This is a genomic window from Bacillus sp. 22483, assembly GCF_052044605.1.
Classification (GTDB): Bacteria; Bacillota; Bacilli; order Bacillales; family Bacillaceae; genus Bacillus; species Bacillus altitudinis.
In genome coordinates this window covers 17745-39929 of record NZ_JBQENU010000001.1, presented here as the reverse complement: position 1 = coordinate 39929, position 22185 = coordinate 17745, and the positions used below count along the sequence as shown (strand labels likewise).

General features: G+C 43.2%; 19 protein-coding genes. 11 read left to right on the top strand and 8 right to left on the bottom strand.

The window, feature by feature from the left end; translation table 11 throughout:
* Positions 1-43: 43 nt before the first annotated feature.
* The 6 genes from ACTJJQ_RS00180 to ACTJJQ_RS00155 all read right to left on the bottom strand — a co-directional run bounded on the left by ACTJJQ_RS00180 (position 44) and on the right by ACTJJQ_RS00155 (position 7777).
* Positions 44-1144, bottom strand: a complete 1101-nt coding sequence (locus tag ACTJJQ_RS00180) for a Ger(x)C family spore germination protein (protein WP_440599851.1) — start codon at positions 1142-1144, stop codon at positions 44-46.
* Positions 1141-2241 (bottom strand): GerAB/ArcD/ProY family transporter, encoded by a 1101-nt coding sequence (locus ACTJJQ_RS00175; protein ID WP_440599850.1) that lies wholly within the window; start codon positions 2239-2241, stop codon positions 1141-1143. Before ACTJJQ_RS00175 ends, ACTJJQ_RS00180 begins: the two co-directional genes overlap by 4 nt.
* Positions 2242-2253: 12 nt before the next feature.
* A complete protein-coding gene (locus ACTJJQ_RS00170; RefSeq protein ID WP_440599849.1) occupies positions 2254-3741 on the bottom strand; it encodes a spore germination protein in 1488 nt (495 codons plus the stop codon).
* Positions 3742-3819: 78 nt separating this feature from the next.
* Positions 3820-5160 (bottom strand): (Fe-S)-binding protein, encoded by a 1341-nt coding sequence (locus tag ACTJJQ_RS00165; protein WP_440599848.1) that lies wholly within the window; start codon positions 5158-5160, stop codon positions 3820-3822.
* Positions 5157-6566 (bottom strand): glycolate oxidase subunit GlcD, encoded by a 1410-nt coding sequence (glcD, locus tag ACTJJQ_RS00160; protein ID WP_217967083.1) that lies wholly within the window; start codon positions 6564-6566, stop codon positions 5157-5159. Before glcD ends, ACTJJQ_RS00165 begins: the two co-directional genes overlap by 4 nt.
* A gap of 77 nt (positions 6567-6643) precedes the next feature.
* Positions 6644-7777, bottom strand: a complete 1134-nt coding sequence (locus tag ACTJJQ_RS00155; RefSeq protein WP_440599847.1) for a CdaR family transcriptional regulator — start codon at positions 7775-7777, stop codon at positions 6644-6646.
* 125 nt (positions 7778-7902) lie between these two features.
* On the opposite strand from ACTJJQ_RS00155, the gene ACTJJQ_RS00150 reads away from it, so the two are divergent.
* Entirely contained in the window at positions 7903-8457 is a 555-nt protein-coding gene (locus ACTJJQ_RS00150) for a branched-chain amino acid aminotransferase (RefSeq protein ID WP_440599846.1), read from the top strand.
* A gap of 32 nt (positions 8458-8489) precedes the next feature.
* On the opposite strand, the gene ACTJJQ_RS00145 is transcribed toward ACTJJQ_RS00150, so the two are convergent.
* Together ACTJJQ_RS00145 and ACTJJQ_RS00140 are read right to left on the bottom strand one after the other, a co-directional pair.
* Positions 8490-8879 carry a tautomerase family protein gene (locus tag ACTJJQ_RS00145; protein WP_024719417.1) on the bottom strand — a complete coding sequence of 130 codons (390 nt, stop codon included), beginning with the start codon at positions 8877-8879 and terminating at the stop codon, positions 8490-8492.
* A 121-nt stretch (positions 8880-9000) separates the two neighbouring features.
* Positions 9001-9753 (bottom strand): DeoR/GlpR family DNA-binding transcription regulator, encoded by a 753-nt coding sequence (locus ACTJJQ_RS00140; protein WP_017359514.1) that lies wholly within the window; start codon positions 9751-9753, stop codon positions 9001-9003.
* Positions 9754-9843: 90 nt separating this feature from the next.
* On the opposite strand from ACTJJQ_RS00140, the gene ACTJJQ_RS00135 reads away from it, so the two are divergent.
* The 10 genes from ACTJJQ_RS00135 (at position 9844) to ACTJJQ_RS00090 (ending at position 22050) form a co-directional block, all read left to right on the top strand.
* Positions 9844-10731: a tyrosine-protein phosphatase gene (locus ACTJJQ_RS00135; protein ID WP_440599845.1), complete on the top strand. Its 888-nt coding sequence runs from the start codon at positions 9844-9846 to the stop codon at positions 10729-10731.
* A gap of 24 nt (positions 10732-10755) precedes the next feature.
* Positions 10756-12291, top strand: a complete 1536-nt coding sequence (locus ACTJJQ_RS00130; protein WP_440599844.1) for a glycoside hydrolase family 10 protein — start codon at positions 10756-10758, stop codon at positions 12289-12291.
* A 159-nt stretch (positions 12292-12450) separates the two neighbouring features.
* Positions 12451-13593 carry an acyl-CoA dehydrogenase family protein gene (locus ACTJJQ_RS00125; protein ID WP_024718287.1) on the top strand — a complete coding sequence of 381 codons (1143 nt, stop codon included), beginning with the start codon at positions 12451-12453 and terminating at the stop codon, positions 13591-13593.
* A gap of 42 nt (positions 13594-13635) precedes the next feature.
* Positions 13636-15273, top strand: coding sequence for an AMP-binding protein (locus ACTJJQ_RS00120; protein WP_440599843.1), 1638 nt, complete (start codon positions 13636-13638; stop codon positions 15271-15273).
* Positions 15274-15281: 8 nt separating this feature from the next.
* On the top strand, positions 15282-16631 hold the full coding sequence (locus tag ACTJJQ_RS00115) for an acetyl-CoA carboxylase biotin carboxylase subunit (RefSeq protein WP_440599842.1): 1350 nt from the start codon (positions 15282-15284) through the stop codon (positions 16629-16631).
* Positions 16628-16843 carry an acetyl-CoA carboxylase biotin carboxyl carrier protein subunit gene (locus ACTJJQ_RS00110; RefSeq protein ID WP_008346646.1) on the top strand — a complete coding sequence of 72 codons (216 nt, stop codon included), beginning with the start codon at positions 16628-16630 and terminating at the stop codon, positions 16841-16843. Before ACTJJQ_RS00115 ends, ACTJJQ_RS00110 begins: the two co-directional genes overlap by 4 nt.
* A 12-nt stretch (positions 16844-16855) precedes the next feature.
* A complete protein-coding gene (locus tag ACTJJQ_RS00105; protein ID WP_057079455.1) occupies positions 16856-17761 on the top strand; it encodes a hydroxymethylglutaryl-CoA lyase in 906 nt (301 codons plus the stop codon).
* 15 nt (positions 17762-17776) lie between these two features.
* Positions 17777-18559: an enoyl-CoA hydratase gene (locus ACTJJQ_RS00100; protein ID WP_056703166.1), complete on the top strand. Its 783-nt coding sequence runs from the start codon at positions 17777-17779 to the stop codon at positions 18557-18559.
* Positions 18560-18577: 18 nt separating this feature from the next.
* Positions 18578-20101, top strand: a complete 1524-nt coding sequence (locus tag ACTJJQ_RS00095) for an acyl-CoA carboxylase subunit beta (protein WP_268391074.1) — start codon at positions 18578-18580, stop codon at positions 20099-20101.
* A gap of 14 nt (positions 20102-20115) precedes the next feature.
* Positions 20116-22050, top strand: coding sequence for an AMP-binding protein (locus tag ACTJJQ_RS00090; protein ID WP_440599841.1), 1935 nt, complete (start codon positions 20116-20118; stop codon positions 22048-22050).
* Positions 22051-22185: the final 135 nt, after the last annotated feature.

The following is a 22185-nucleotide window of genomic DNA, read 5'->3' as shown; positions in this document are numbered from 1 at the left end:
AAAAGACTGTACGAGAAGGGAGAACCTTTTCATACAGTCTTTTTTATTGGCTGACACCCGTTTGGACAATGTTCATATGACAATTCACTTGGACATCTGCATCAGGGTAGAGTTTTTGCCATTTCTCCGGTGTCATGGCTTTATCTTTAGAGCGATACCTCAAACCAAGTCCAAGTGGATCAATTTTTTGCTTTTTAAAGGATTGAACAAGGTCTTTTCCTTGCTGGGCCACACGCTTCTCCACTTCTTTTTCAACATGCTGCAAGATGGAAGGCGTATCGATTTTTTTTGATTTCATGAATTCTTTTAACTCACCTTTCAGCTTGATATCAATGGTGATATGAGGCTTTTTTGAAAGGTTTTCAGTTGGTTTAATGTGATAAGACACATGTGATTTGATATTTTCAATGACAACATGGGTTTTCTTTTTGTCATTAAATCGAAACTCATAAATCCCATTTTTATGATTTTCAAGCATCGCTTTAAACGTAAACGTATCTTCCCCTGGAATATGCCCAACCATTTTTTCTTGATCAAAAAGAGCGACACCTGACACTTTAATAGAGTTGCTTGTATTTTTAATGTAAGGGAGGTAGGCATCCACGCCTTTTGCCATCATCTGATTCATAAAAATATGCTGATTGGTCACAGGTTGATTGCCGTTTCGCATGTTTTGAGCCAGTAAATCTGAAAGATATACACCGATATTTAAGTTGGTTTGATTCATTTTTGTATGCAATAAATCTTCAACTTCTCCGTCTACTATGGCAAATACTTGACGAGATCCAATGATTGGATCACGATAGATGTAATTCATCAAATCAATCATACCCACTTCTTTCGCCAGCTTTTCACTTATTAAAATCACGAGTACTTGTCCCATGACAACGGGGAAAGGCGATTTTTCCGAAACAAGAAACTGAATATTACTAATGGTATTTGACTTAGCACTTACAATTTGATAGCTTCCTTGTTCTTCGCTTTTAAAAACAGGGAAAACAAAGAAGCCCTTCATTTCTCCATCTTCCAATAAGTCAAATCCCGCCGCCTGCGAGATACTTAATTCATCTAAGAGACGAGGCTGTGCACAGCTCGTTAAGAAAAGACTCAATAACATGATACATATCAGAATAGAATGTTTCATGTTCGTTTTTTCACCCACCTTTTTTTCAGCAGCAGCACAATGATCATACATCCAATCAATCCATAGACGAGGATGTATCCGCTATATTCCACCCATTTATTAAATGTCTCAAATGAGGTAGCTCTGATAAAAAATGAAAACATGACGAGAATGAGAAGGCTGAGAACTATTAACGTGGTGCACTGGCTCGTGTGAAACACTTGTTTTGCCATTCTGCTGGCTGCCCATAATGGAATAGCGATATTTGGAACGATAAGCAAAAGCCATAGCGACACTTCAATAAATTCAAAGCGCTGGATAAACGGAAGTTTGACAATGCTGGTTAATGTCAATGTCGGCCATTTCGTTAGTTCGAGCTGAGCACTTGAGTAGTACGCTATAGAGACGAGAAATACAAGCAAATTCAGGCATGTAGTTAGCAACACTCCCATATGTGCAAATTTTTGCGACGTTTGTGCTTTTTTAATAAAGGGATAATAGACAAGCAATGTTCCAAAACCAAACATGGATAAAGAGGCATCTTTGACCCCCATCATGAGTTGTGAAAATGAATGATCAAACATTGGGAACATAAACCGGATGTGACTATATTTCATGACATAAAAACAGATAAAGGTCATCCAGTACGTTAGGACAATGCTAAAGAATGCCCAGCCAGCGATTGTTCTAAATCCGCCTGTGTGAATGTAATAGACGAGGATGAGCAGCACTGATGCAAATAAAAGACCAGGAATTTCTTTAAACAGCCAAACATGGATTACATCCATATAATGAACAAGCACGATCAAAGATAATGAAGAAAAATACAAAATGTAGAGAATGTTGATGAATTGTCCAAGCCATTTACCAAACACAGATTGCGTAATGTCACTAAATTCGTCAGTAGGTGCTTTTTTAAACAAAAAGTAAATGAGGAAAATCATCAAATTGACGCTTGCACCAGCAATTAAAATGGCGATCCACCCATCATTATTAATCGTCCGGACAAGATTCGTCTGGAAATTTAAAATACCAACACCAACTTGATTGGCATTGATCAGAAAAAACACAAAAAAAGGGGATACTTGAAATTTTTCTTTCACAGAAGACGAGCTCATGCCTTCACTTCCTTATTCATAAAAATCATTTTTCCCCTTACGACCTTGCTTTGGCTTTTGGCGGTGTATCGTTTCATTTTGCGGCCGTAAATTTTCTGGACGTTTTTTCAAAAAGCGGAGCTGGGGCCGAATCAAACTCCCCTTTAAATCGGCCAATCGAAGTGGAAAGATTGGCTCTAAGTAAGGTTGTCCTATAGACGTTAATTTCATTAAATGTGTGAGAAGAAAAGCCCCCATCAGCGAAATCCCTAGCGCTCCCCACACTTGTGCAGCAAAAAGGAATGGGAAACGTAAGAGACGAATGGTTGTCCCCATTTTATATATAGGAGTGACGAAAGAGGCAAGAGCTGATAATGCAACTATAATGAGCAGGATATTACTTGTTAATCCCGCTGCAACGGCAGCCTGTCCGATCACAATACCTCCAACAATCCCGAGCGTCTGTCCGACTTTTGCAGGAAGGCGAGAACCGGCTTCCCTAAGTAGCTCAATCGATGTCTCTAAAAATAAAGCTTCAATAATAGGCGGAAAGGGCACGAGATAGCGTGATGCGACAATCGTTTCTAATAAGTCCTTAGGAATCAGTTCGTAATGAAACGTTAAAACAGCTACATACAAAGGGGTTGCAAAAATAGAAAAAATTACAGCAAAAATGCGTAACAGCCGAAAGGAGGATGCTGCGATCCAAGACATGTTATAGTCTTCCATTGTAGAAAAATACTCGAGTAAAATTGTAGGTGCAAGCAGGGTATGAGGCGAACCGTCAACCATAATGGCTATTTTTCCTTCCGTTAAACCTGAGGAAACCCTGTCTGGCCGTTCTGTATTTAAAAACAATGGAAAGATTGTATTGGACACATCATAAAGCATTTGCGCAAGATAGTTAGAATCTAGAATTTGGTCATAGTCAACATCTTGAATCCGCTGAAGAACGGTTTCAATGTTCTGCGGGTTGGCGATATTCTCTATGTATACAACGGCTACTTTCGTTAGAGAAAGGGTACCCACTGTGTGTTCAACTACTTTAAGGTCAGGAGTGGGCAGCCTGCGTCTGAGCAAGTTTAAATTTGTATCGAGCACTTCTACAAACGCTTCTTGCGCACTAATGATTCCGAATTCAATCTCAGGCGGGCCCACTTGTCTGCCTTTCTTTTCTTCAATCGGCAAGAGAAGCGTATTGCCCCAATCTGTCTCAATCCGTACAGCAATACTGCCCCGATGAAGAGCTTCTTCCACTTTTTGAAGGTCCTTCGTAATCACAGCTTGTTCAATTGGGATGTGTTCTTTCAGCTCTTCAAGGGTGGGTGTTAGATGCAATTGTTGAATAAAAGGCAAGATTTGTTCATGAAGGAGATTTCCATTAATTAAAGAACGAAAAAAAGAAATTCTGTAAAGAAAACCTCCGGAACTTGATAATTCATTGATAAAATCAGAAGAGCGCGATAATGCTTCAAATACTGAATTCGGGTCTTTCTGTTTTGATTTGTTTTTCTTCAGCACTTGAACCATCTCCTTCCGTGATTTGCCTCTATTATCCAACCGATCTTCTGAAGATATGCATAAAAAAAGCGTTCAGCTTCATGAACTGGACGCTTTTTTTCCATATTGAACGGCTTCTAATAAAAAGTCTGCCAGATGAATCGCTCTCATGCTAGGCATATGTCCTGCCTTTTTGACGCCTGCTGCCATTTGTAATTGACAGCCTGGATTCGACGTCACAATGGCAGCTGCAGCTGTGTTGCTCGCTTCCGTCATTTTATGATCTAAAATTTGCATCGACATGTCTGGCTGCAAGATATTGTAGATTCCTGCAGATCCGCAGCAGCGGCCGGCATCTTTCATTTCTTTAAACGTTACCCCTTGGATGGCTTTCATGAGCACCCTCGGCGCCTGTTGTACATTCATCCCATTTCGTAAATGACAGGAGTCTTGATAGGTGATTACTTGCGCTGGCAAAACCAGTGGCATGAGGCGGTGAAACTCAAGCTCCACAAGGATGCTTGATATATCGGTTATTTTCTGTGAGAAGGCTTTACTTCGTTTTTGAAAATCTGGGTCATCCTGAAGCAAATGATCGTAATCACTTAAAAAGGCACCGCAGCCGCCTGCATTCATGATGATCGCATCGGCATCTGTTTCCTCGAATGCTTCAATATTCCGCTTGGCTAACTGTTTTGCTTGGTCTTTTTCTCCGCTATGACCATGTAGCGCGCCGCAGCACGTTTGTATAGGAGGAACGATCACATCGCAGCCTGCCAGCTGTAAGAGATGAATGGTCGCTTTGTTTGTGTTTGAGAAAACTGTATCCATTAAACAGCCAGTAAAAAACGCTACCCGTTTTTTTGCCTGACCAATGGCTTTATATTCATTCAAACGTTTTTTCTTTTGAGGCGGCACCTTTGGAAGTGCCTGTTCCATCAACTGTAAATGGGAGGGAAGCAGCTTCAGTATGCGCGTCTTCCTGGCGGCTGTTTGCAGACCAGAAGTTTGATAAAATCGAAGAAAACTAGCAGCTTGTCGCATACGACTTTGCGACGGAAAGAGACCTTTAAACACAACACGTCTCATCAATTTGACAGGAAATGATTGTTTTTTATGTTGTTGAATAATGTCTCTGGCATCTTCTAGCAACTGTCCATACTTGACGCCAGAAGGGCAGACTGGTTCACATGCACGGCAGCCAAGACAAAGATTAAGGGAATGTTCAACATCTTCATCTGGCTCAATGACGCCATCTCTTACAGCTTTCATTAACGCAATTCGGCCCCGAGGAGAGTGCGTTTCTTGTTGTCCAGATTCAATATAGGTAGGGCAGGAAGGGAGGCAGAATCCGCAGCGCATGCAATTAAGCAGCTCCTTTTCATCCATTTGCTCCTGAAACTGCTGCTGGATCTCTTTTTGCTTAGAAGAAGAACTCATGAGACCACCACTCGCTTTCTTGAGGCTTTTCCAAACACTTTATCTGGGTTCATGATATTTGCTGGGTCAAGTGCCTGTTTAATCGCCTTCATGGCAGCGATTCCTTCTTTTTTGACCTTCAGCTCCAAATAGGGCGCTTTCATGAGACCTACGCCATGTTCGCCTGTAATCGTGCCGCCAAGTGCAACGGCTTTTTCAAAAATGGCCTGAAAGGCAGCTTCTACACGTTTCATTTCTTCTTCATTTCTTGCATCTGTCGCACAAGTGGGGTGTAAGTTGCCATCACCTGCATGACCAAACGTACAAATGTTCACCTCGTACTTTCGTGCAATGTCTTCGATTGCACGAACCATATTGGCAATTTCAGACCGGGGAACGGTCGCATCTTCTAAAATCGTTGTAGGACTTAATCGAGCGAGGGCAGATAAAGCAGAGCGTCTCGCTGTTAAGAGCGCACTTGCCTCTTCTTCTGAATGTGCAATCTTGACGCTTTTAGCCCCGTGCTGCTCACAGACTTCTGCGATTTTTTGGATATCACGAGAAACAGCTTCAGGGTTGCCGTCCTGTTCAATTAATAACACAGCTTGAACGTCAGTAGGCAGGCCGATGTTTGCAAAATCTTCAACGACTTCAAGGGTCGGCTGATCCATAAATTCTAATGTAGCAGGAATGATACGCTCAGCAATGATGGCCGATACAGAAGTCGCAGCTTCTTCAAGGCTTTCGTATAAACAAAGCATTGTTTGTTTCGTTTCTGGAAGCGGCAGGAGCTTTAGCACCGCTTCTGTGACAATCCCGAGTGTTCCTTCTGAACCAACGAACAATCGAGTCATATCATAGCCAGCGACATCTTTTGCAAGCTTTCCGCCTGTTTTGATGATGTCACCATTTGGCAAAACCACTTCAAGCCCAAGGACATAATCCCTTGTCACTCCATACTTTAACCCCCGCAGTCCCCCTGAATTTTCGTTAATATTGCCGCCTAATGTGGAAATTTTCATAGAGCTTGGATCAGGCGGGTAGAAGAGACCTTTTTCCTCTACTTGATGAATCATCTCCTGCGTAATTAAGCCAGGCTGCACCGTTGCGGTTAAATTTTCTTCGTCTATTTCTAATAATTGATTCATTCTAGTAAAGAGAATCACCAATCCGCCCTGAGTAGGGCATGTTCCTGCGCACAGATTCGTCCCTGAGCCTCTTGGGACGATCGGCACCTTGTAAGAGGCGCACAGTTTCACAATTTGCTGCACTTCTTCTGCCGTGCGAGGTGTCACGATGGCATCTGGCATCTGTTGAAAATTTGGTGTCGCATCATAAGAGTAGGCAAGACGATCCGCCTTGCTGTCTTGGACATTGGGCGCACCGACAATCTCTTTTAATTGATTTGAAAATTCTGAATCTAGCATATACAATCACTCCCGCTCATTTAACGTCTCGTTTCTACAAGTATAAAAAAAGAACCGCCACATGACTATAGACGATTCTACAAAATATCAGGCTGTTTTATCGTATTTTTTGTATCATGATCTAAAAGCAGCAAGGCCAAATAAAAAAGCATCGCATCTTGCATGCGCTTTGGATCAAGTGTCGTTAAATCCTGAATCCGTTTTAATCTGTAATGAAGTGTATTAATATGGACATGCATAGTTTCTGCTGTATGTTTCAATGAGTAATCCGAAGCGATGAGAACCCGCAATGTTTTCACTAGTTCAGGATAGGGGAAAAGGGACGCAATCGTTCGATCAAGAAACGCATCTTTTGTTTCCTGACTGATTTCCTCCATAAAAAGTTCAAGCGTCAAATCTTCATCAAACACAATGGGTGTTTCAGCATGCGCCAATTTTAAAGCGCGAAAAGCTTGATGAAAGGACTGCTTCATGACATGAGAAGCTGCTGGTTTTCCTGCCCCCATTAAAATCCTCGATGGTGACAGCGCTGTGAGCGCAGCATGAATATGGAACAAGCGCTTGTGCCATGTTTCTCGACCATCTGGTGTGGCTTGTAGCATGAGCAAAAAACGTGCATGCCCCCAGCGCACAATGATCTCCTGATTGGTGAGTTGCAATTTGTCCTTCATCAGTTTGTATTGATCCTGCTTCATAAACGATTCGTCTTGACAATCAATGAGAATAGCGACACGCTGCTTGTTGACATCAAAGCCAAGCCGCTGCGCCTTCTCGGTCATACCAACCGCTGTCTCTGGCAGGTGAAGCCAGTCGAATACAAAGGCTTCAAGCTGCCGTTCATCTGTTTCCGTTTCTTGAAAGAATTCATGCTCTTGAATGAGCAGCTCCGTCATTTTACGTAAAATGTCGCCAAAAGGGGAGACATGCCTAGGATCACCTGTCATTCCAATGACCCCAATGACTTCTTGTTTAAAATAAATAGGCAGATTGATACCGGCTTTGACGCCTTTCATCTGCAGCACATCATCCTTTGTGAGAATTCGTTTCTGCCCTTCTAAGGATGTGACATATGCTCCTTCATGAAATTGGCCAATGCGTGCTGGATCTGTTGCAGCAATAATGGTACCGTTTGTTTGTGTGATGATGATTTCTTCCGTCAGTACCTTTTTGACCTCATCTACGATTTTTTCTGCCAGTGTCATTGTGAGCAAAACGGTCCCCTCCGAGATGTTTCTTTTTACACTATCATACCATCATATGCTCAGGCATATCTTTCTTTTCATGTGTTATGCTAAAATAAAAAGCGCATATGAAGTAGATGAAAGGAGATACAGTCATGTCACTGCAAAATCGCTTACAAGATTTATTGAAAGAAGGGCAGGCGCTCACCGACTTTGAATATAACAAAGCCACAAGTCAAAATTGGCCGCTAGAAGGGGCAAAAATGACAGAAGAAGCACGCTTTGCTGATGTTTATATAGAACGTGTAGACAAGGAATCGGAGGAAATGATTCAAACAGAAAATGCTTCCTTTTTAAATACACCTCTTACATACGTAAAAAAACAACAAAAAGAATTCATTTATATCGAGTCGAAGTGGTTTGATGTGGTGAGAGCCGACGGACTTGCCATAGAATGGGATGAAGTATTTCAGACGTATACCGTGTTATTCGGATTGAAGCGTCCTAAAAAAGATACTGGATTACTAAAAGAGATGCTCTCAACATTAAATGGTGCTCAGCTTCAATTTAATGGACAAGACGGGTTATTTGATATCAACATTCCGCTTCTTGAACTAGAAGACATCAAAGAAGATACGCCTTTAATTGGTGTGATCTCAGCAGTGTACCGCTATTTATTCAACTTGCTCATGCAGCTTGAAAATGAATGAATCAAAAAACGGCTCACACTCCTGAGCCGTTTTTAAAGCCATCCTCTGATGAATTGAGCCTCACCCATTCCGAAGCTCCAATCGGCGTCTCCATTTTCCACGATCGAGATCATCACATCCGTCTTGGCAATCCCGCATTCTTTTTCTATACGTTCTGCGATTTGTGCATAAAGCTGTTCCTTTTGCTCTTTCGTCCGCTGTTTACTGACAACACTAATGACAACCAGATCCTTTGTTCTCGGATAACCAAGCCCAGTGTCTTCAATGATCATCTCTTCAGGGCGGTGCTGATGAACAATTTGATAGCGATCTCGTTCAGGTACCCCAAAGGCATCAACCATTGCTTCATGACAAGTGTCCAGCAGTTTCTTTAATTCCTCTTTTGAACGGCCCTCTATCACGTCAAATCGTAACAATGGCATCAGGTCAACCTCCAAATATGTGTTTAATATACAATCATAATGTAACCAACACTTCGCCGTTTCACTCTTTTGCGCATAAGAAAAAAGCCCACACATTGACGCTTGGCTTTTTTGCTCTGGACTAAGGCGTGACAAATTTCACATCATGCTCTTTTCCATATTGAAGGTAATCTTCATTTGGTTGTTCATTCGTCACGACGATGTCTATGTCTTTTAAGTCACAAAACGTGGTTAAGGCATAATGGTCGAACTTACTATCATCGACTAATAAAAAGGTTTTGGCGTTTTTTTCAACGAGCGTTTTTTTAATATCTGTCTCAAGCGGGGAGGAATTCGTGACGCCATGATCAATGGATAAACCAGTTGATGCAATAAATGCTTTATTGACATTGTATGCTTTTAGGCGCTCAACACTTTGATAACCAACGAAAGAATTTGTTTTTCGCTCTAGCATACCGCCGGTTGAAAAGATGGTGAGGTGTTCATAAGGCATAGCCTGTGTAATGAAATCCACGTTATTTGTCACAACGGTAATCCGTTTCTCCTTCAAATAGGGAAGCATCTCCAGTGTCGTTGTACCAGAATCAACAAAAATCATATCACCATGTTCAACAAAAGCAGCGGCTGCCTGTCCGATCAATTGTTTTTTACTCAGCTGACGAGTCTTTCGCTCCTGATACACCACCAATGTTGAGTGATTCACAGCGACGCCGCCGTACACTTTCTTTAGCACGCCGGATTCTACCAATGCTTGTACATCTCGGCGTATGGTGTTTTTTGAGACGCCAAAATGCGTCACAAGCTCATCAAGAGAGGCAGATTCCCGGTCAAATACATACTCTTTTATTTGCTGAATACGTTTTGTTTTTATCATGCTACAATCTCCAATCAATACGAATATGCTGATTCTATTATAACAATAATTCCACGTAAAAGATGTCACTGATCAACATGGGAGAATCGAATGATCTTTTTCTCTTATCTTTTCTCATTTTTCATAAAAGCGTATGATAGAGAAAAGAGGATAGAAAGGATTTTCACTTCTATGAATCAACACAACATACAATTTTCAAAGCTTGCAAATTTTAGAGAAGTAGGGGGACTCCAAACAACGGATCAGATGGTCATCAAACAAGGAATGATTTATCGCTCTGCCGATTTATCACGTCTCACGAAGCAAGACATATTGACGTTCTCAACACTTGGAATTCAAACGATTTGTGACCTACGTACAAGCTCAGAACGAAAATCACACCCGCCAAAGATCATGGAACATGACAAAATTGTTCATATCCCTATGCAGCCTGACAGCATGATGCCTAGCAAATGGACCATGTTTCGTATGCTAATAGCAGAAGGAAAATCTCTATCCTTTACACCGATCATGAAAGAAGTATATCAAAGCATGCTCTATGAGCGAAAAAAAGAGATTCAGCAATTGTTTACATTACTGTCCGATGAAAAAAATTATCCGCTTATGCTTCACTGTACAAGCGGAAAAGACCGTACAGGCTTTTTATCTGCTCTTATTCAATTAGCAACGGGTGTGCCGGTGCATACCGTTTTAAGTGAATACATGCGTTCCAATGAAGGCGTGAAAATGCTAGTGAAAAGACAAGAACGATTTGTTCGCATGATGAGTTTATATCGGGTGTCAAAAGAACAAATTCAGCCCCTGCTCGGTGTGCAGCAAGATTATCTTGAAGATGTACTGAATGAGATGATGGATACATACGGAAATGCAGAGCGGTATTTACTAGAAGCCTGCGACGTCCCGCAAGCTCAGCTGCTTAAAGTAAAAAACATCTTGCTTACACCATCTGCTGGCATTCCATCACAAAACGCAGAATAAACTTAATATGAGGTGATGCAAAACATGCTGAAAAAGATCAGTATGACGGTTCTGACACTAGTTTTCATGGGTGTCTTCTTATTGATTCCGTCTAGCAGTCTAGCTCGTTCGATGCCAAAAGGGAAGCTTGAGAGCACAAGGGAGATGCGTGCAGTGTGGGTCGCATCAGTTTATAACTTAGATTGGCCTTCAAAGAAAGGACTGCCCAGAGATGAGCAGAAACAAGAGTTCATTCAACTGTTAGACGACATCAAAGCGATGAATATGAACGCCGTCATCATGCAAATTAAACCAACAGCAGATGCCTTTTATCCATCAAAATTTGGTCCATGGTCTGAATATTTGACTGGTACACAAGGGAAAGACCCTGGATATGACCCGCTTGAATTTATGATAGAAGAAGCACATAAACGCGGCCTTGAATTTCATGCTTGGTTTAACCCTTATCGAATCACCATGAATCATACCGATCTCAACCGGTTATCAGACGATCATCCTGCAAAAGCACACCCTGAGTGGACCATCGCCTACGGAAATCAGCTGTACTTTAATCCAGGCATTCCTGATGCTCAGGACTTCATTGTTGACGGGATAGAGGAAGTAGTGAAAAACTACGATATTGATGCGGTGCATATGGATGATTATTTTTACCCGAATAAAATCGCTGGTGTGCCATTTCCAGATCAAGAAACGTATGAAACTTACGGGAAGAAGTTCACTCATATAGAAGATTGGCGAAGGGATAATGTGAACGAGCTAGTGAAGCAGATCAATAACACCATTAAGAAAGAAAAACCGTATGTGAAATTTGGCATTAGCCCATTTGGTGTATGGCGCAACATAAAAGATGACCCAACCGGTTCAAACACAACTGCAGGGATGACCAATTATGATGATTTGTATGCTGATACAAGAGAGTGGATACAGCAGCACCATATTGATTATATCACCCCGCAAATTTATTGGAGTATCGGCTTTCAGCCCGCTGCCTATGATGTGCTGACGAAATGGTGGTCAAATGAAGTGAAGGGGCAGCCTGTTCACTTGTACATTGGTCAAGCGACGTATAAAATCAATCAAAACAGTGATCCTGCTTGGTCTGATCCTGAGGAATATTTTCGCCAGATCGAGCTGAACAGGCAGTCACAGCTCGTACAAGGAAGCATGCATTTTAGTCTGAAAGATATCAATCGGAATCCCTTGAATGTAAAGAAACGATTAATAGAAGAAACCTATAGTAAACCGGCTCTCATACCAGAGATGCCATGGCTTCATCAAAAAGCGCCAAAAAAACCAATCATTCAATCTGTGAAAAAGACAGAGGATGGTGCAGTTTTACAGATACAAAATGATCCGCGCTCTAGTGCATCCTATTATGCAGTCTATCGATTGTCGAATAAAGGGACATACGAATTTGTGCAAACGGTCAGAAAAGAAACAGGTTCCTTCACACAAACGAAAGACATTTTAGCAAATCAAAAGAAGAGCTATACCTATAAAGTGACAGCACTCAATCGCCTTCATCATGAAAGCAAACCTTCTACAAAAACAGTAAAATAACAAAGACAGCATAAATGAGGGGTTTCCTCCATTTATGCTTTTTTGCTTTCTCTATTTTTCTACTATTTTTATTTTAATTTTCTGAATTCAATCAAGCTTGGCATGAAGCAGCTATTTCAATAATAAATATGATAGAAAAGCGCCAAAGGAGGAAGCAAAATGGATTTTGAATTAACGAAAGAGCAGCAAATGATCCGTCAGATGGTCAAAGAATTTGCAAAAACAGAAATTGCACCACACGCCCAAACAGTTGATGAACAGGCAGTATTTCCGGTGAACACATTTCAAAAAATGGGGGAGCTCGGTTTTATGGGTATACCCTTTCCAGAGAAATATGGAGGTTCTGGAGGCGATACGATCTCGTATGCACTGGCAGTAGAGGAAATTGGCAAGCAGTGTGCCAGTACAGGTCTAAGTTATGCCGCAGCGGTTTCCTTAGGCGCAAGTCCACTTTATTACTTCGGCACGGAGGAGCAAAAGATGGACCATCTTGTTCCATTAGCCTCTGGAACAGCGCTTGGCTCCTTCGGATTAACAGAACCAAATGCCGGATCAGATGCAAAAGGAACAAAAACAAAAGCCATTAAAGACGGACAAGAATATGTCATCAGTGGGGAAAAGTGCTGGATCACAAATGCCAATTATGCCAGAACGATTATTGTCACCGCTGTGACAGATCATGATGAAAACGGACGTCCGATCATCTCCGCCTTTATTGTAGAGAAAGGGCAAAAGGGACTGTCGATTACAAACCCATATGACAAAATGGGGGTTCGCGGTTCAGATACGGCTGAAATCATTTTAGACGAAGTGCGTGTACCAGCGCATCATATATTGGGAGACAAATCGAAAGGATTCAAGCAATTTTTATATACATTGGACGGTGGACGAATTTCCATTGCAGCCTTATCTGTCGGAATTGCACAAGCTGCACTTGATGCTTCACTTTCCTATGCAAAAGAAAGAAAGCAATTTGGAAAGACGCTCTCATCCTTCCAGGCCATTCAGTTTAAGCTGGCGGATATGGCGATGCAAATAGAGCTTGCAAGACAAATGGTCTGGAAAGCCGCTTGGCTGAAAGATCAAGGCAAACCATTTACAAAAGAAGCAGCCTATGCCAAACTGTTTGCTTCAGAAATGGCTACAAAAGCAAGTCTTGATGCTGTCCAAATTCATGGCGGAACAGGCTATATGAAAGAATGCGGTGTTGAACGACTTGTGAGAGATGCCAAGCTCATGGAAATCGGAGAAGGGACCTCTGAAATTCAGCGGCTCGTGATCGCAAGACAGTTATTAGCGTAATACCTCAATGAAAACGCTTACTATATATGAGGGAGGAAAGCAATGATGTCGATTCACCCGCAAACGATTGGCTCCCTATTAAGAGAAAAAAAAGAACAGCATCCAGCACATGAAGCCATTGTTTACCCAGAACGTTCTTTACGTTATTCGTACGAAGCGTTTTATCAAGAGGTCAAGGAAACAGGTAAAGGTCTCATGGCATTAGGGGTTCAAAAGGGAGATCACATCGCCATTATGGCACCAAATATACCTGAATGGCTCATTCTTCAATTTGCCTGCGCCTCCATTGGTGCTGTTCTTGTCACTGTGAATACCAATTTTCAATCACAGGAACTCGCCTATTTACTCAAGCATTCTGACAGCAAAATGTTGTTTATTGTAGACGGCTTTAAAGAAACGTCCTATGTCAACATGCTTGAAGAGCTGATTCCAGAACTTCAAACCGCTCATCAAGAGGAGATCACTTCCACACAATTTCCTTATTTAAAAAGATGTATCTATATCGGTCAGCATGTACCAAACGGCATGCTCAGCTGGGATCGTCTTCAAGTGGCAGCCAAAAGAACCGAAGATCATCAATGGGAGAAGCGAATGAATGAGCTCACGCCTGATGACGTTATTAATATGCAGTACACTTCAGGCACAACCGGCTATCCAAAAGGCGTCATGCTCAGCCACACAAACATCGTCTGTAATGCGAGTCAGATCGCAGATTGTATGAAATTAACAGAGCAGGACCGTATGTGTATCCCAGTACCATTTTTTCATTGCTTCGGCTCTGTTCTTGGTGTACTTGCTTGTCTCACAAAAGGGGGAACGATCATTCCACTTGAATCATTCCATCCAGAACGAGTCCTTCAAACAGTAGAAAAAGAAAAATGCACGGTTCTTCACGGTGTACCAACCATGTTCATCGCAGAGCTCGATCATCCAAATTTCCACTCTTATGACCTGTCCACATTACGAACGGGGATTATGGCCGGTTCACTCTGCCCATCCCACGTCATGAAAGCAGTCATTGAAAAAATGGGACTAAGAGAGCTCACGATTGCCTATGGTCAAACCGAAAGTTCACCCGTCATTACCCAAACAAGAACGGATGATTCGTTTGAAAGACGCGTTCAAACGGTCGGACGTGCGCTTCCTCAAATTGAAGTCAAAATTGCTTTACCAGGGACATCAGAAGAAGTGCCTAGAGGACAGCAAGGAGAGCTTTGTACAAGAGGTTACCATGTCATGAAGGGCTATTATAAAAACGAAGAAGCAACAAATGAAGTCATTGATGAGGACGGATGGCTTCATACAGGGGATTTAGCTGAGATGGATCATGACGGTTATGTGAAAATCACAGGTCGGCTCAAAGATATGATCATCAGAGGCGGAGAGAATGTGTACCCAAAAGAGATTGAGGATGTCCTATACACTCATCCTGCCATTCTTGACGCACAGGTTGTTGGTATTCCTGACGAGACATACGGCGAGGAAGCAGCCGCATTCATTCGGCTGAAACAAGGGAAGTCGGTCTCAATTGAGACATTAACGAGCTATTGTCAGTCGCAAATGGCACGCTACAAAATTCCGAAATACTTTTTCATTACAGATGAGTACCCAATGACCGCCTCAGGCAAAATTCAGAAATTCCGCTTGAAAAAGCAGGCGCTTGATCTAATAAAGGAGTGAAGGCAGCGATGTTTGAACAAGTATTGATCGCCAATCGAGGCGAAATTGCCCGTAGAGTGATTCGGACATGTAAACGGCTCGGAATCAAAACCGTTGCCGTTTATTCAGAGGCTGATCAGCATGCACTTCATGTGCAAGAAGCAGACAGCGCTTATTATATCGGCGGCGCTAAAGTTTCTGAAAGCTATTTAAACATGGAAGCGATCATTAAGGTTGCCAAACAAACAAATGCTGATGCTATCCACCCAGGGTATGGTCTTTTATCAGAAAATGCGGCATTTTCTGAACGCTGCCGGAGCGAAGGCATTGCCTTTATTGGACCATCTGCACAAGTCATTCAGCAGATGGGAAATAAAATTGAAGCGAGAAAAACGATGGAACAAGCGGGCATTCCAATCGTTCCTGGTGTTTCAGCCCCGCTCCATGATGCAGACGAAGGTGTTCATAAAGCACAGACACTCGGCTATCCCATTATGCTAAAAGCATCGAGTGGTGGCGGTGGGATTGGTATGCAGCTCGTCCGCAATGACGAAGAACTGCATCGAGCGTTTGAAGGAAATCAAAAAAGAGCACAAAGTTTCTTTCAAGACGGTACGTTGTACATGGAAAAGGTGATTGAACACGCACGGCACATCGAAATTCAAGTTCTTTTTGATTCGTTCGGTCACGGCGTTCACTTATTTGAAAGAGATTGTTCACTCCAAAGAAGACATCAGAAAATTGTTGAAGAGGCACCAGCCGTCTGTCTTGAAGAAACTGTGAGACAGCAAATGGGACAGATGGCCGTCAAAGCTGCCAAAGCGATTGGGTATGAAAATGCGGGCACGATTGAATGTTTAGTCGATCAAAACCAGCAATTTTATTTCTTAGAAATGAATACGAGATTGCAAGTAGAACACCCTGTCACTGAAGAAATTACCGGGATTGACCTTGTCGAGGAGCAGCTAAAAATTGCAGCATTAGAGCCCCTGTCCTTCAGCCAAGAGGATATTCATCAAATTGGGCACGCGATTGAAGTTAGAATATACGCTGAAGACCCTGTGACATTTTACCCTTCGCCAGGCACGATCACTCGGCTTTCTACACCTGATGCCCCATATATCCGTCATGAGTCAAGCGTAACGAGCGGAAGTGTCATTACCCCATTTTACGATCCAATGATTGCGAAAATGATTGTGTACGGTGATACTCGAAAACTCGCCATAGAACGATTAAAAGCAGCATTACAAGCATATGAAATAGAAGGGATCAAAACCAATGTACCGCTTTTAAAGGAAATGGCCGAATCAACTGCCTTTTTACATGGCAGCATCACAACCGATTATCTGATGAAAAAAAGGGAGGAAAACCGTTCATGAAAACTGTCACGATACAAATGGCCGGAAACTTATGGAAGCTTCTTGTGAAACAGGGTGATGATGTGCAAAAAGGACAGGAAGTCGCCATCTTAGAATCGATGAAAATGGAGATTCCCATTGTTGCAGAAGAAGCAGGTGTGATCAGTAAAGTGTATAAGGCGGAGGGGGACTTTGTTGACGAGGGAGAGGTACTTTTAGAGCTGACAGAATAGGGGGAAAGCCGCATGGCATTACCAAAAAACGTGCTCATTAGAGAGGTCGGCCCGCGCGATGGCCTGCAAAATGAATCCGTTTGGCTGGACACAATGGAGAAGCGAACATGGATCCATTTACTCGAAGAAGCCCATCTTCCTTATATTGAAGTCACCTCATTTGTTCATCCGAAATGGGTTCCAGCCTTAAAAGACGCCAAAGAATTAGCCCAATCATTAAACAAAAAAGAGGATATTACCTATGCCGCACTCATCCCAAATGAAAAGGGGTTAGCTCATTTTTTTGAAGCAAACCTTGAGCTAGGGGCTATGTTTATCTCAGCGAGTGAGACACATAACAAAAAGAATATGAATCGATCTATACAGGAAACATTGCCTGTGATCAAACAAATGACAGCCGATTTAAAAGCAGAAGGACGGCAAACGCGGGCCTATATTTCAACCGTGTTTGGATGTCCTTATGAAAGACAAGTACCGATGGACCAAGTGCTGCGATTAACGGAACAGTTGCTGTCCTTCGGCATTGATGAAATATCACTTGGGGATACCATTGGGGAAGCCCATCCGCTGCAAGTAGAAAGACGGTTAGACCTTTTACTTGAACGCTTTCCTGCTGATAAAATCGCGCTTCATTTTCATGATACGAAAGGAATGGGGCTTGCCAATATTTATACAGCATTAAAAGCCGGCATCACCATGTTTGATGCCTCTAGCGGGGGGCTTGGCGGCTGTCCTTATGCACCTGGCTCCAGCGGAAACGTGGCGACAGAAGACGTGGTACACATGCTTCACAAACTCGGGATCGAAACAAATGTCGACCTCCCTCGCTTGATCAAAGCGGCTGAATGGATTGAAGCAAAAGTGGATCGAACCCTGCCAAGTCACTGTTTACGCGCTTTTCAGTCTCACACTACTTGATAAAGGGTGAATCACATGACATCATTGGTCAATTTTTCAATACAAGATGATCACATTGGCATCATGACCTTAAACAGACCAGCACAAGCCAATGCTCTATCAGCTGCTATGCTAGAGGAAATCAATCAAACGATTCAAGAAATCAAACATGATGCAAACATTCGCTCTTTGCTCATGACAGGAGCTGGCGCTAAAGTTTTTTGCGCAGGAGCAGACTTAAAAGAACGGCGATTAATGACAGAACAAGAAGCCAAAGAAGCCGTTCTGACCATTCAGCAAACCTTTACAGACATTGAATCTTTGCCTGTTCCTGTCATTGCCGTGATAAACGGACACGCACTTGGCGGAGGTCTTGAGCTCGCGCTCGCCTGTGATCTCCGCATCGCAAGAGCGGGTGCAGCGCTCGGCCTGCCGGAAACAGGACTAGCTATCCTGCCGGGAGCAGGGGGCACACAAAGACTTCCGCGCCTGATCGGACCCGGGAAAGCGAAAGAAATGATCTTCACAGGCACTTCTTTACGAGCAGAAGAAGCCGTTCAAATCGGACTGATTGAACGTATCTCTACAGCCGATTCACTGATGAATGATGCCATCACACTCGCAAAACAAATCACCAAGAATGGACCGATTGCTTTAAAAGAAGCAAAACAAGCCATTCAATCCAGCCTTGATCACGATTTGCAAACAGGGCTGACGAAAGAATACGAAGCCTATCTTCGGCTAATTCATACAGAAGATCGACTAGAAGGTCTCAAGGCTTTTCAAGAAAAACGAACGCCTTATTACAGAGGGAAATAGCAAGAGAGGGGTATGTTTATGATCGAAGAATATGAATTAAAAAAACAACAAATTGAAAAGGGCGGGGCAGAACGCTACCATCAAAAAAACAAAGAAAAAGGAAAATTATTTGTCCGTGATCGCCTCCATTTGTTATTAGATGAGGATTCTTTCATTGAAGATGCCATGTTTGCAGAGTGCAAAGATGAACATTTACCAGCAGATGGTGTCGTCACAGGAACCGGGCGTATGAATGGGCAGACTGTTTGCGTCATGGCAAACGACTCTACGGTTAAAGCAGGATCGTGGGGCGTCAAAACAGTAGAAAAAATCATTCGAATTCAAGAAACGGCCAAGAAACTCAATTGTCCTATGCTGTATCTAGTCGATTCTGCGGGTGCAAGAATCACTGATCAAATCGCCATGTTCCCAGGCAGAAGAGGAGCAGGGCGCATTTTTTATAACCAAGTCAAGCTGTCTGGGCGTATCCCACAAATTTGTTTACTCTTCGGTCCATCTGCAGCCGGTGGTGCGTATATCCCTGCTTTTTGTGACATTGTCGTCATGGTCGAAGGAAATGCCTCTATGTATTTAGGCTCGCCGCGAATGGCTGAAATGGTGATCGGTGAAAAAGTATCACTTGAGGAAATGGGCGGTGCGAAAATGCATTGCAGCATTTCTGGATGCGGAGATATATTAGCCAAAACAGAGGAAGAGGCCATTCAAATTGCACGTGATTATTTAACCTATATGCCTGCCAACTATACAGAAAAACCAAAAATGACAGCAGCAAAAGCACCTAAACCATCTGAAATTACCATCCAAGACTTAATCCCTAAAGGCCAGAATACCCCATTTGATATGTATCAACTCATCGATTTACTGATTGATGAAGGGTCATTTTTTGAAATCAAAAAGCTGTTTGCCGCAGAGTTAATCACCGGCTTTGGCAGAATGAACGGTCAGCCTATCGGTCTCATTGCCAATCAGCCAAGGGTCAAAGGCGGCGTATTATTCCACGACTCAGCTGATAAAGCCGCCAAGTTTATTCAGCTCTGTGATGCCTTTCATATCCCGCTGCTCTTTCTTGCGGACATACCAGGATTTATGATTGGAACAAAAGTGGAACAAGCCGGCATTATTCGTCATGGGGCAAAAATGATCTCCGCTATGTCAGAGGCGACCGTTCCGAAAATATCCGTCATCGTCCGTAAAGCATACGGAGCAGGACTATATGCAATGGCAGGCCCTGCTTTTGAGCCAGACTGCTGTCTCGCTCTTCCATCGGCGCAAATCGCTGTGATGGGTCCAGAAGCCGCTGTAAATGCCGTCTATGCAAATAAAATTGCAGAACTCCCGCCCGAAGAGAGGGCTTCATTTATACAAGAGAAACGGAAGGAATACCAGGAAGATATGAATATCTATGAGCTTGCCTCTGAAATGATTGTCGATGGCGTCATCCCATTTGACCGTCTAAGAACGGAACTTTGTCATAGATTAGTAGCCTATTCATCGAAAGACATGACATTTACGAAACGAAAACATCCGGTCTATCCGGTCTAAAGGGGGCAGATCTCATGATCAACCTGAAACCAGAATGGATACCGGAAGAAAAGCAGAGCCAAAAAACACGTTTGCATCAGTGGATGAAATCTCTTGGTTTTTCTACGTATGACTCATTCTATCAAGCCAGTATTGATCGCACAGACTGGTTTTGGAGAGAAGCGGAGAAGGCGGTCGGCATTCAGTGGAAAAAACCATATGAAGCGGCATTAGGTCACCACTCATTGATGTGGCCGAAATGGTATCAGGGCGGCACACTAAACATCACCGAAACGGCTGTGGAAAAATGGGCAGAAAAAGAAGAGACGAAGCATCAGCCCGCCATCATTTGGAGCAATGAAGCCGGTGAAGAAAAGAAATGGTCATTTCTCGAACTTCAAGAGAAAGTGAGCCGTCTTGCAGCTGGCTTTTTGAAAGAAGGACTTCAAAAAGGGGATGTAGCCATCATCTATATGCCAATGCTTCCAGAAACGGTCGCCGTCATGCTTGCCTTTGCAAAGATTGGTGTGATTTTCAGCCCAGTCTTCTCAGGCTATGGAAGCGAGCCACTCACTGTACGCATACGTGCGTCAGGCGCATCCATAGTCGTCACAGCGAATAAAATGATGCGGCGAGGGAAAACGATCAACATGCGGGAATGTGTGGCTGATGCCATCAACAAAACCACAACTGTGCAAAAAGTGATTGTGCACACTTCCTCTCATACCGGATATCAGGGCGATGTCCTGCTGAATGATTTGTTAAAAGAACAGCCGATCACCGGCGCGACCTATGTCACAAATGAAGACCCGCTGATGATCTTGTATACGTCAGGCACAACCGGCACACCAAAGGGAGCCGTTCATACACACGCAGGCTTTCCGATAAAGGCAGCTTTTGATGCCGGGCTATGTATGGATGTGGCAAAAGGAGACCGGTTGTTTTGGCTGACTGATATGGGCTGGATGATGGGGCCATTCCTCGTCTTTGGCGGCTTGATCAATGGCGCTGCCATCGTTTTATATGACGGCGCTCCCGATTATCCAGATGAGCAGCAGCTCTGGTCATTCATCCACGAGAAGAAAGTCACTCATTTTGGACTTTCCCCTACATTTGTTCGTTCTGCGATGCAGCAATCGATTGATGGGGTCGAGTTACCGCATGTCAAAGCCATTATTTCTACTGGGGAGCCGTGGAATGAAGCTCCGTGGCAATGGTTATTTCACACCATTGGTCAAAAGAACATTCCCATCTTAAATTATTCAGGAGGAACCGAGGTTTCTGGTGGCATTGTAGGCAGTACGCTGCTTCGACCCATCAAACCGATTCTCTTTAATGCGGCGATCTTAGGAATGGCGGCAGATGTATACAATGAAGCTGGGCAAAGCGTGATGAATGAGGTAGGGGAGCTTGTGGTGAAAAAGCCATGGGTCGGCATGACATGTGGTTTTTGGAACGAACCGGAGCGTTATGAAGATACGTATTTCAAACGATTTGATGGTGTATGGACACATGGAGATTGGGTCATGCAAACAGAGGACGGAGAATTCCACATCACCGGCAGATCGGATGATGTCATTAATACAGCAGGGAAACGCATCGGGCCAGCTGAAATTGAATCCATCCTTACCTGGCATCCTGCCGTGCATGAAGCCGCTGTGATTGGGGTAAAGGATGAGGTGAAAGGGGAGGCGCTCGTCTGTTTCATCGTGACCAGTCCGCATGCTTTTGAAGAAGCAGCCCTTATCCAAGAGCTTTCAGCCCATGTTGGTTCACATGCCGGAAAAGCGCTCACACCAAAAGAAGTTCATCTCATTTCAGCTTTGCCGAAAACAAGGAATGGAAAAATCGTACGACGTTTACTTAAAGGGGCGTTTGAAGAGCAGCCTTCACCAGATCTATCTTCATTAGACAATCCAGATGTATATAAGAGTCTGACCGAATACTTGAATAAGAAACAGAAAAAATAAAAAAGACAGGATGGTTCCTGTCTCAGCGTGTAGGCAAACCCTCGCATTCGGTGTCAGTCCTGCGCTTCGGTGCTCACGAATGTTAAATTCGCTCCGCGCCGATGCTCGTCCTTCCTAGGGCTGCAAAGGTTTTCT